This is a genomic window from Oleiagrimonas sp. (assembly GCF_027858935.1).
In the GTDB taxonomy this organism is placed as follows: Bacteria; Pseudomonadota; Gammaproteobacteria; order Xanthomonadales; family Rhodanobacteraceae; genus Oleiagrimonas.
This window is the reverse complement of the sequence record NZ_JAQIBU010000227.1, coordinates 1-11,014: the sequence shown is the minus strand read 5'-3', so window position 1 is coordinate 11,014 and position 11,014 is coordinate 1. Positions and strand designations below refer to the sequence as shown.

Here is an 11,014-nt window from a genome sequence, read left to right as displayed (position 1 = left end):
CCCTCGGGAATGCGCATCAGAACGCGGGTCATGGCCTTGAGGATGGAAGGTTCGTCATCCAGTACGAGTACCTGATACATGCGTGGTTCTCCATTCAGCTTGTTGCTGAAATCTCGATGTGCGACTGGCGCACGGGCAGGTTGATGATGAACGTGGTGCCCTGCCCGACCTTCGATTCAACCGTGATCTCGCCATTGTGCTTCTTGATGATTCCGTAACTGATCGAAAGCCCCAGTCCGGTACCCTTTCCCACTTCCTTGGTCGTGTAGAAGGGTTCAAAGATTCGCGCAAGAGTGTCCGGAGCCATGCCACAGCCGTTGTCGGTAATCCGGATGCGAATGGCATCCTTGGTCGCCTCGGTCTGGATCTCGATCACGCCATCGGTTTCGATAGCCTGGGTGGCGTTCACGAGGATATTCATGAACACCTGGTTGAGTTCGGTCGGATTGCATTCAATCAACGGCACCGCGTCAAAATAGGTCACGAATCGGACGCGATTCCCGCCCAGACTGCGCACGATTCCGAGTGTCGTTTCTATCGCACGATGGACATCGAACAGGCGGAACGACTCGGTAGGATCCAGGCGCGAGAAGTCGCGCAGGTTCTGCACGATCTGACGGATCCGTTCCACCCCCTCGCGCGACTCCTCCAGCAATGCCGGAAGATCCTCCGCAATCATCTGGTAGCCCATCGACTGCTTGCGCATTTCCAGAGCGTCCAGACGATCCGCATCGGACAGTTCGTGATCGCGAATCAGCTGATCGCTGAGTTCGAGTACGCCGAAAAGCTTGTTCATGTAGTCACGCAAAGTGCCTAGATTGGACTGCACGTAACAGATGGGGTTGTTGATTTCATGCGCCATGCCGGCGGCAAGTTGGCCAACCGTGGCCAGTTTCTCGGCATGTATAAGTGTCTGTTGTTCCTTTACCGAAACGTCGTGCGGACCGAAGTTGGATGCTTGATCCTTGTTCGCACGATCCTGCGAATTTCCTGCCGCATCATCAGAGCTCGCCGGGCGTAGCGTCACGCTGATATGGTCTGTATCGGTGGTGATGCGCCACTGGCGGGCCACGGTCAAAGCGGTACCGCTCTCGGCCATGCAGTCATAGCGATCTTCGCAATCGCGCAAACCGGAACCCTCTGCCCGGGCTCCCTGGAACATGGGTGATCCTGCGGAGAGCCGTTTGAGTCCCTCATCCGGATCGCCATGGATCACGGCAGCAAGGCGACGGGCGGGAGCATTGGCGTAGGTCACCGTACCGGATGTTTCGAGCACGATCACCGAAACCGGCAAGGTTTCCAGCACTGTGAAACAACCCATGGCGTGCAGTACGCCCTTCCCGGAAATTGCCTCGAATCGCCTGACAGAGTCTGTGCTGTTCATGAAAGTCCTGAAAACGTGATCAAGGTTGCAGGCTCTCCATCTGCCGCAATCCTACGCCTTTCCTGGAGCAGGATGTCCTTTCGACATACGAAGGCCACGAAGACCCCTTGGCATCTCGGAACCCGATGTCTGAAGTCCCTGACAATGCATCAAGATTCAGGCCAAGCAGGTTGTATGGAGGAAGAAAAACAACCTGATCCGCATGCCCGCTGACCTCGAGCAGAGAGCAGATGTTGCATAATGTGAATTGCGTCACCAGACGTATGCTTTCAGGGCATAACGCCGGTGGGCCGGGTGTTTGACCACCCGGGGCACGATGCAGCGTACAGCGTCAGTTTCCTCCGCTGTCACCTGCTTTCTTGGTCCAGCAGGTGATGCTTGGCGGCCAAGGATGAAATCGTTTGCTGCCCGAACCTTCATGGGAAACAAAGTAAAGACGCCCACCGACGCAACGAACCTGCCCGTTGCTCCTGGCAACGCCAATTTCGCAACGCATCCTGGGTATGCCGGGCACAAGCTGCTTGCAGGTGGGAAAGGCATCTGCACTTGGCGCTGGAGAAGTGGCCGAGGGCATTGGCACGATCTCGCCATTGTTCTGACGGTGCGCCTTGTACACCAGCGCACCGGCAAGAGCCAAGGCCACCACCGCGGCAGTGACAATCCATCCATCAACAGCTTTCATCGGCGCCCGGGCTCCCCGTCGCAATCATCGGAAACCACGCAAGCATGCCATGGGCACGAGCCCCGCGCCGGTTTCGGGCAAAAAAACGCCTCGCTGTTGGCGCGGCAGCTACGAATCGGGGGAGGAGGGGGGACCGAAGCTGCTTTTGGATGCGCCGCCAGCGAGGCGGAGACTCGCCGCACAGGGGGGATGGCGGCGAGATGGATCAAGTTTAGGCTTGCCTTGGAGTGCATTCAAATATATTTTCCCGGCTTCATTAATATTTTTTGCATATAACTCTTGTGATGAACCTGCGTCAATTGCGCTATTTCGTGGCGGTGGCCGAAGCCCTGAGTTTCACAAGTGCGGCACGTACGCTGCATATCTCGCAACCACCGTTATCCCAACAGATCCGGGCCCTGGAGGAGGATCTCGGGGTTCGCTTGTTGGAACGCACCAAGCGACGTGTGGCTTTGACCGAACCCGGGCGACTGTTCCTGGAGGAGGCGCGCAAGCTGCTGGCTCAGGCGGAAAGCGCACGTGTGGCCGTAACCAACGCCGCTGCCGGTTACACGGGACGTCTGCGCCTGGCCTACCCTGTTTCGGCGGCATTCCACCCCGCTCTGCCCCGCACCCTGCTGGAGTTTGCCCGCATCGCACCTGCGGTGCAGGTGGAACTGACCGAAATGTACACGTCGGCTCTATACGATGCCCTGCTCGCGGACCAGGTCGATGTTGGATATGTGCGCGCACTTCCCCCGGAGAGCATGCGCCAACGCCTTCAGATCCGGGAACTGGATCGCGAGCCCCTGTTTCTGGCGCTGCCGGCGGCACACCCACTGGCCTCCCGTGGGCGTATCGATTTGCGTGACCTGGCCGACACTCCTTTCGTTTCACAACCGGGGCGATATGGCACCACCATTTACAATGCGCTGGTCACACTCACGGCCAAGGCGGGATTTCACCCGAATATTGTGCAGGAAGCCCAGCAGGTCACGGGCTTGCTGGCGCTGGTGTCCGCCGGAATCGGCGTGGCACTGGTTCCTGCCTCGCTGCAGGCCATCCATCTCCATGGCGTTCGCCTGCGACAAATCGATGATCCGGAGGCCGTCCTGTTGCTTGCTCTGGCCACGCGCATCGACACCAACATACCGGTACTGGAGCGCTTCCTGGCGATGGTCGACGAAATGCTCGGACTCGATGGCAACCTCACTCCGGCTTGAGGTTGCCGGAACAGGCAAACACTTGCCAAAGCATGGGGATACCGATAAAATCATCGGCTTGACCATTTGCGTTTTGCGTGTTTTCAGGAGTCTGCCGTGAAGGTTCTTTCCTCGCTCAAGTCCGCCAAGCAGCGCCACCGCGACTGCAAGATCGTGCGCCGTCGCGGCAAGGTGTTCGTGATCTGCAAGAGCAACCCGCGTTTCAAGGCGCGTCAGCGCTGATCCGGATTGCCGGATGATTTTCCGCAAAGGCCGCCCCCGGGCGGCCTTTTTGTTGATGGGGTGCATGTGGACCCGATCATGAAACGCGCCTCCGCCCATGGATAAGGCCCGAAACATCTGTTACAAAAGCTAGAATCATGGCCCCATGACGCATTCGTGCGGAGTCTTACCAATGTTCAAGCAAATGATCCCCCTGTACGTACTGGTACTGGCATTCCTCTCGGCGATTGCCATGGCCCGACCCGCGCAAGCCGATACCCTGCTCATGAAGCGCGTGCAAAAGGAACACCGCATGCAACTGCCCACGCGCGGCATGACCATGGCTCAAGTGGAGCGAAGGTTTGGCAAGCCGACCCGCAAGTTGGCTGCCCGAGGCGGTGATACGACCAAGCGACCGATCATCCATCGCTGGGAGTATCCCGGCTATATCGTGTATTTCGAGCGCAATCACGTCATCCACAGCGTGCTGAATACGCCCGCGGGAAACAACCGGCATCCAGCCGCCATCCATTGATCCCATGACTGCACCTGATCTCCGACTGCCTGCGGAGTGGGAGCCGCAGGCAGGGATCCTTGTTGCCTGGCCGCACGAAGGCACCGACTGGGCGCCGCGTCTTTCCGACGTCGAACGCACGTATGTGGCACTGGCCCAGGCAGTGACCCGATACCAGCAGCTGCTGGTCTGCATTGCCGACGACGATCTCCAGGAGCGCGTCCATGGCATGCTTGAGTCCGCCGGCGTGATGATGGCTCGCGTGGGATTTGTGACCGTCCCCTATGACGACACCTGGTTGCGCGATTCTGGTCCGATCACCCTGCGCGAACCTGACAGTTTCTGTCTGGTCGACTTTCGTTTCACCGGATGGGGCGGCAAGTACGCCGCCGAACGCGATGACGAGCTCATCGGTGGACTCGTGGCGTCCGGTGTTTTCAGCCAGGCACGACGCGAGCGAGTGGACTGGGCCCTGGAAGGTGGCTCGATCGAGAGCGACGGGCACGGAACGATTCTCACCACCTGGAAATGCCTGCACCAGAGGCACCCCGACCAGGATCGCGCCGCGATAGAGGAACAATTGCGGATCCATCTGGCCGCAGAACGTGTTCTATGGCTTGAACATGGCTATCTCCAAGGTGACGATACCGATGCCCATGTGGATACGCTTGCACGTTTTGCGCCCAATGACAGCATCGTATTTCAGGACTGCGATGATCCGTCCGATGCCCACTACGCGGAAATGCAGCGCATGCACCGGGATCTACTCGCCTTGCGCACCCGCTCCGGACAGCCGTACCGCCTGCACGCGCTTCCCTGGGCAGCCCCTGTGATCGACGATGGCCGTCGACTGGCCGCCTCGTATGCCAATTACCTGGTCATCAATGGCGCCGTGCTGATTCCGGCCTATGGCGATCCTTCCGACGAGGTGGCTGCTGCCGTGCTCTCCACTGCGTATCCCGGCAGGGAGATCATGCCGGTCCCCTGTCGTTCGCTCATATGGCAGAACGGCAGCTTGCATTGCATTACCATGCAGTTGCCGGCCGGCATGCTCGCCGAAGAATAGCCGGCATCCGTGGCAACGATGCAACACAATGCAGGATTTCTCCAACATGGCCTCTACACTTCGCCGGATGCTCCTGCTTGGCCTGTTCGTGGCGGGAACAGCCTGTGCACAAAGCAGCCTGAAGCTTGTCGTTGACGCTGGAAATGGACACGGTCGCGTGCGCAATACCTTCGTCTATGGCGACTGCGGGGGCCATGATCTTTCTCCAGCGATGCACTGGCATGGAGCCCCTGAAGGCACCCGCAGTTTCGCCTTGAGCGTGTTCGATCCAGATGCCAGCAACGGCAAAGGATGGTGGCACTGGATCGTGATTGACCTGCCCGCGAACGTGCATGGCCTGGCCATGGATGCCACCCTTCCTGCCCCTGCCCGCAGCTTGCGCAATGACTTTGGACACCTCCGCTATGATGGTCCCTGCCCACCGGCAGGCGACTTGCCGCATCACTACGTGTTCACGATATACGCGCTGGACGTGGCATCCCTGAAACTCGGCGCCAATGCATCTGCAACCCAGTTCCAGAGCGCATTGAGCGGACATGTACGGGCTCGCGCCGATGCCGTATTCACCTATGCCCGATGAAACGGCGATAACGCTAGACTTGTCTACTGCCCACCCACCGGAATCGTGATGCAACACATTCTGAAAGCCGCCTTGCTGCAGCAAAGCCATCGTGGCAGCCGCGATGACAATCTCGATGCCATCGAGACCGGCTTGCGCGAAGCCGCCGCGCAAGGCGCACAACTTGTCCTGCTGCAGGAACTTCACAACGGTCCATACTTCTGCCAGAACGAGGACGTGGACTCGTTTGACCTGGCCGAAACCATCCCCGGACCTGGCACCGAACGCATTGGTGCGCTGTCGAGTGAGCTGGGGCTGGTCGTGGTTGCGTCGTTCTTCGAGCGCCGCGCATCCGGTCTTTACCACAACACCGCAGTCGTATTCGATCGAAGCAGGGACATCGCCGGCCGCTTTCGCAAAATGCACATCCCGGACGACCCGGGTTTTTACGAGAAATTCTATTTCACCCCCGGGGACTTGGGATTCGAACCCATCGACACTTCGGTCGGCCGCCTGGGCGTGCTGGTGTGCTGGGACCAGTGGTATCCGGAAGCCGCACGGCTGATGGCCCTTGCCGGCGCCGAGCTGCTGCTGTATCCGACGGCGATCGGTTGGGATCCAGGCGACGACGACGCGGAAAAGGCGCGCCAGCGCGAGGCCTGGATCACCGTCCAGCGCGGCCATGCCGTGGCCAATGGTCTGCCGCTGATGGCTTGCAACCGCACCGGATTCGAGGCTTCACCGGACAAGACCACGGGTATCGAGTTTTGGGGCAGCAGTTTCATCGTCGGCCCGCAAGGGGAATTTCTGGCTCTGGCCGAAAGCAATCGGCAACAGCTCCTGGTCACTGATATCGACATGTATCGCAGCGAAAACGTGCGTCGTATCTGGCCCTTCCTGCGCGACCGTCGGATCGATGCCTATGCCGACCTGCTCAAACGTTTCCGCGACTGAACGCCACTCCCCTCCCCATGACTGACGACACGTTGCGAAGCATGGCTTTCGCCCCAAAGTTTGCATCTCTGCCTTGCATGATTGCCCTGTAATGAACGACACCGTCCAACCGATTGACGCATCCGAGTCCGGCGTAGAAATGCCTGACGCACTGACCGACCAGCCCATCAACCGGATAAGGCGGGATGGCGTCGAATACGTGATCCTGGGCACGGCCCACGTTTCGCGTGCCAGCATGGAAGCCGTCGAAACCCTGAGCACCCGGGAGAATTTCGACGCCATCGCAGTCGAATTGTGCGAAAGCCGCGCCCGCAGCATGCGCGATCCGGATAGCTTCAAGCACATGGACCTGTTCCAGGTGATCCGCCAGGGCAAGACCGGCATGGTGGCGGCAAGTCTGGTCCTGGGGTCTTTCCAGAAACGACTGGCCGAACAGTACGGCATCGAACCCGGAGCCGAAATGAGAGCCGCCATGCGCGGCGCTGACGAGACCGGTCGCCCACTGTGGCTGATTGATCGTGATGTCGGTGTCACCCTGAAACGTGCCTGGCGCAGCCTCGGTTTGGGTGAGAAATTCAACGTTCTGGCCGGTCTGCTCGGAAGCCTCTTCGAACGCGAGGACATTGCCGAAGAGGATATCGAGAAGCTCAAATCAGGCGACATGCTTGAGGGTGCCTTCAGCGAATTCGCCCGATCCTCCCAGGCGTTGTACAGAGGCCTGATCTCTGAACGCGACATCTACATGGCCGCTCGGTTGCGCGAGGAAGCCGCGCAGAAAAGCGACCTGCGCAAGGTCCTGGTGGTGATCGGCGCAGGCCACATGAAGGGGTTGAGTCGGCAACTGCAGGAACAGGATGCGCCACCTGCCGATCAGATCGCTTCCCTGATCGGCATCCCGCGGGGTTCGCGCTGGCCGAAATACATCGGACTGGCCTTGATGCTGGGCATCTTCGCTGCCATCGGTTTCGCCTTCCACCGCAACACTGCGCTGGGCACCGAGGCCCTCTTGACATGGGTGCTGTGTACAGGAGTTCTGGCCGCTCTTGGCGCGATCATTGCGGGAGGGCATCCACTCAGCGTCATCGCCAGCTTCATTGCAGCACCGCTCAAGCCCCTGCGCATGGCCATCCCCGCCGGTGCAGTGGCTGCGCTGACCGAGGTATGGCTGCGCAAACCTCGAGTGAGCGACTTCGAAACCGTGCGCGACGACATCGGACACTGGCGTGGCTGGTGGAGCAATCGTGTAGTACGTATATTTCTGTTGTTCACCCTGGTCAATATCGGCACCATTGCCGGGGAGTACATCGCCGGAGTGCACATCCTCAACAGTCTGCTGTAAGAATCACGCCCAGATGTCCTTGTCCGTTAAGCGTCGGTACACGCTATAATCGAATTTTGGTGTATATCCTTCACCCGGCTCGCTCGGGCCGCTGACCGCTGGATGACCTTGATGACGCGTTTGTCTTTGCTTGCCGTACTTGTCGCAGTATCGCTGCTAGGCTTCTCCTCGGTCCACGCCGCAGACACGGGCCAGGGTAATGCGGCGCGTGGCAAGACCCTGATATACACCTGTGCAGGATGTCACGGCATTCCAGGGTACGAGAACGCCTATCCGAACTACCGCGTTCCGAAGATTGCCGGCCAGAACAAGCAGTACATCCTCGATGCCCTGCATGGCTACCGTTCCGGTACACGCAAACATCCGACCATGGATGCCCAGGCCAGCAGCCTGAGCGAACAGGACATGCAGGATATCGCGACCTACCTGTCGAGCCTGGCCACCAAGCCAGCCAAGCTCGGTCCCAAAGTGGGTCTGAAGAAGGCCACGACCTGTTTCGCGTGCCATGGCAAGGATGGTCAAGCAGTTGCGGCCAATTATCCGCGACTGGCAGGCCAGTACCAGAACTACATGGAACAGGCGCTGCACGAATATCAGAGCGGCCAGCGCAACAACGCCATCATGAAGGGCTTTGCCTCGCAGTTGTCCGACCAGGACATCAAGGAAATCACCGCCTATTTCCACTCGCTTCCGAGTGAATTGAGCACTCTGAAATACCATATCCAGGGTGCAAATGAGATGGGCGCGAGTAACTGATTGCCTCAGGCAACGCTTGAAATGAAAAACCCGGCTTTCGCCGGGTTTTTCGTGCCGGTACGGATCCCATCCAACGATCGAGATCCGTGCCTGCGATCGTTCAGGCCATCGCCGAGGGACCCTGCGCTTCGCTGTAATAGGGGTTGTCGCCACTGCTGTGGTCGGTAGCGTCGCGCACTTGAGAAATCTCGGGTACATGCTGACGCAAGGTCTTCTCGATGCCGTCCCTGAGTGTCACATCGACCATCCCGCATCCGTGACAGCCCCCGCCGAACTGAAGCACGACAACGCCATCAGCGGTCACCTCCAGCAGGCTTACGCGCCCGCCGTGACTGGCCACCTGCGGATTGATCACGGCTTCCAGAACGTAGCGGACACGCTCTACAAGCCCGGCTTCCGTTCCCGGGACCTCGCCCTTGATTCCTGGCGCACGAATGTTGAGCAGTCCACCCGTGGCGTTGGGTTCGAAGTCGATCGAAGCACCCTCCAGCCATTTCACGGCGGCGCCATCGACGTACAGCACAAACCCGTTGCATTCGATCAGCCATTCACCGCCATCCAGATCGCCTGGTTCGCAGAACTCGAGCGCGCAGTTGGCCGCAGGCGTGCCTCCCTGATCCACCCGCAGGCGAATACCAAGGTCGTCGGTATCCTGCTGGTCGACCAGTTTGCAGAAGTGATCCTGGGCGCGTTCGGTAATCTCGATCATGCGATGTATCCGTGGGACTGTACCCAATGTGATATAGAACCATTTTAGTACGAATTTATGGATGCGTCTGCGCCTTTGACAATCGGCGCTTCGAAACCGACGCTTGTAACTTTGAAAAGGAGGATCAACCATGAAATCTGAGCAATTGGCGCTCGCGCACTGTCAGCCCCGCAAGGGGGAAAAGGCCATGGTCGATGGCGGAATCGAAGACCTGCTCGGGGAACTCCCCGGCTGGTCACGTAGCCATGACGGCAAGGCCATCATCAAGGACTTCACCTTCGACAACTTCCATCAGACACTCGGCTTCATCAATGCCGTGGGCTTCATGGCCAACCACGAGGATCACCATCCCGACCTGGAGGCCGGTTATGGCCACTGCCAGGTGCTGTGGTCCACGCATGACGTCGGCGGCATCTCCATGAACGACTTCATATGTGCCGCCCGCGTGGAGGCGCTGCTGCGTTGAGGTTCGCCGCGCGAGCGCGTGGATGGCGGGCCATCGACTTGCTGCTGTTGGTACTGATGGCAGCGGCGCTCTACGTGTTTGCGGCCATTCTGGTCAGGGGCTACCTGGACCATAGCGGGGACCAGTCAATGGCCTCCCTTGACGCAGGTCGCTCGCCTTGGCACTGGACATTCCGCCGTACCGATGACCTGGTCGCGGGGCGTGTTTTCGGTGCTGCCCGTCTGCACCGTGTCCAGAACGGACTACGCATCCGCAGCCTCGACGGAACGGCGGTCGAAGTCGGGTTTCCGCTGGCTGCGCCACTGGACCTTCGCCGCGCTGGGCGGCTGCACCTGGACCATGCTTCCGGCAAGAGTGTCCGCCTGGACCTGCGCGTGATGGCACCGGGTGAAGCCGGGTCCTGCATGGCCACCTTGCCGGCGTCTGCGGGCCCGACATGGGGGCTTTCCGGGCTGGACTGGTTGCATGGCATGACCGGCAGGCCATGTTCAGTCCCGTCGCATGTCTCCATGCTGCGACTACGTATCCAGCAACCGGCAGGAGCCGATTTCACCTTGCGCTCCGCCGAGCTGCTGCCTGCCCAGGGGATGCAGGCACCGAGGTCTTCCAATGCACTGCCGATCTCCACGTCTGTCCGTGATTCGGCCCGCCAACTTGCGGATTTGTCAAAAACCCCGGAATCACGATGGCCGCTTGCTCGCCTGCCTGCACGGACGGGCCCGCAAACACAACTGGACCTGCGCGACACGATCCGGTCGACGGTGCCGGGGAGCATCGTGATCGGACCGGATGGCGCGCACAAGGCGCGCTCCTTGAACATGTGCGGCCTTTCCTGGAGCCTGGTCTTGGTCTACGCGGGGTTCCTGTTGCTGCTCGAGCGTCGTCGATACTCCGATGCCCCTTGCAGCCACCTTTACCTGTTACTGGATACGGTAGGCGCCCTTTTCGGCCCTCTTTGGCTGATCGCAGGCCTGCGCCTTGGCCCCCATCCGGCCTGGCCGGACCTACTGATCGCCTGCATGGGTCTGGCGTGGGCCATGCGCCTGTCGAGATTGCCAATGGCGCCCGCATGGACCTGGTTCGGTCAGCCCCGCGACTATCCGGCACCGTTCGCGCTTGCGCTTGTGCTGGCACCACTTGTCCTGCTGTTTGGCCATGCACCCCACGCACCCGAGCCCGGGC

Annotated in this window: 13 protein-coding genes; 10 read left to right on the top strand and 3 right to left on the bottom strand. The window is 59.9% G+C overall.

Going from position 1 to position 11,014, the window contains the following annotated elements; genetic code table 11:
• Window positions 1-94: 94 nt before the first annotated feature.
• Together PF446_RS08490 and PF446_RS08485 are read right to left on the bottom strand one after the other, a co-directional pair.
• Complete coding sequence (locus PF446_RS08490) at window positions 95-1,384, bottom strand: ATP-binding protein (RefSeq protein ID WP_298071001.1); 1,290 nt, start codon at window positions 1,382-1,384, stop codon at window positions 95-97.
• 331 nt (window positions 1,385-1,715) lie between these two features.
• Complete coding sequence (locus PF446_RS08485) at window positions 1,716-2,066, bottom strand: hypothetical protein (RefSeq protein ID WP_298071000.1); 351 nt, start codon at window positions 2,064-2,066, stop codon at window positions 1,716-1,718.
• A gap of 284 nt (window positions 2,067-2,350) precedes the next feature.
• Here PF446_RS08485 and PF446_RS08480 point away from each other — a divergent pair, with 284 nt between their 5' ends.
• The 8 genes from PF446_RS08480 to PF446_RS08445 all read left to right on the top strand — a co-directional run bounded on the left by PF446_RS08480 (window position 2,351) and on the right by PF446_RS08445 (window position 8,657).
• Entirely contained in the window at window positions 2,351-3,268 is a 918-nt protein-coding gene (locus PF446_RS08480; RefSeq protein WP_343224669.1) for a LysR substrate-binding domain-containing protein, read from the top strand.
• A 96-nt stretch (window positions 3,269-3,364) separates the two neighbouring features.
• Complete coding sequence (gene ykgO, locus PF446_RS08475; RefSeq protein WP_298070998.1) at window positions 3,365-3,490, top strand: type B 50S ribosomal protein L36; 126 nt, start codon at window positions 3,365-3,367, stop codon at window positions 3,488-3,490.
• Window positions 3,491-3,662: 172 nt separating this feature from the next.
• Window positions 3,663-4,004: a hypothetical protein gene (locus PF446_RS08470; RefSeq protein ID WP_298070997.1), complete on the top strand. Its 342-nt coding sequence runs from the start codon at window positions 3,663-3,665 to the stop codon at window positions 4,002-4,004.
• A 4-nt stretch (window positions 4,005-4,008) separates the two neighbouring features.
• On the top strand, window positions 4,009-5,049 hold the full coding sequence (locus tag PF446_RS08465; protein ID WP_298070996.1) for an agmatine deiminase family protein: 1,041 nt from the start codon (window positions 4,009-4,011) through the stop codon (window positions 5,047-5,049).
• Window positions 5,050-5,095: 46 nt separating this feature from the next.
• Window positions 5,096-5,629 (top strand): YbhB/YbcL family Raf kinase inhibitor-like protein, encoded by a 534-nt coding sequence (locus tag PF446_RS08460; protein ID WP_298070995.1) that lies wholly within the window; start codon window positions 5,096-5,098, stop codon window positions 5,627-5,629.
• A 45-nt stretch (window positions 5,630-5,674) separates the two neighbouring features.
• The gene (locus PF446_RS08455) at window positions 5,675-6,562 is read left to right on the top strand and encodes a carbon-nitrogen hydrolase (RefSeq protein WP_298070994.1); all 888 of its coding nucleotides are present in this window, start codon (window positions 5,675-5,677) and stop codon (window positions 6,560-6,562) included.
• A 91-nt stretch (window positions 6,563-6,653) separates the two neighbouring features.
• Window positions 6,654-7,901: a TraB/GumN family protein gene (locus PF446_RS08450; RefSeq protein ID WP_298070993.1), complete on the top strand. Its 1,248-nt coding sequence runs from the start codon at window positions 6,654-6,656 to the stop codon at window positions 7,899-7,901.
• 111 nt (window positions 7,902-8,012) lie between these two features.
• On the top strand, window positions 8,013-8,657 hold the full coding sequence (locus PF446_RS08445; RefSeq protein WP_298070992.1) for a cytochrome c: 645 nt from the start codon (window positions 8,013-8,015) through the stop codon (window positions 8,655-8,657).
• Between the two features lie 100 nt (window positions 8,658-8,757).
• Here PF446_RS08445 and PF446_RS08440 read toward each other — a convergent pair whose 3' ends face one another.
• Complete coding sequence (locus PF446_RS08440; protein WP_298070991.1) at window positions 8,758-9,366, bottom strand: NfuA family Fe-S biogenesis protein; 609 nt, start codon at window positions 9,364-9,366, stop codon at window positions 8,758-8,760.
• A 130-nt stretch (window positions 9,367-9,496) separates the two neighbouring features.
• On the opposite strand from PF446_RS08440, the gene PF446_RS08435 reads away from it, so the two are divergent.
• Window positions 9,497-9,832 carry a 4a-hydroxytetrahydrobiopterin dehydratase gene (locus tag PF446_RS08435; protein WP_298070990.1) on the top strand — a complete coding sequence of 112 codons (336 nt, stop codon included), beginning with the start codon at window positions 9,497-9,499 and terminating at the stop codon, window positions 9,830-9,832.
• The coding region (locus PF446_RS08430; protein ID WP_298070989.1) for a hypothetical protein at window positions 9,829-11,014 on the top strand (1,186 nt) is incomplete at its 3' end. The genes PF446_RS08435 and PF446_RS08430, both read left to right, overlap by 4 nt.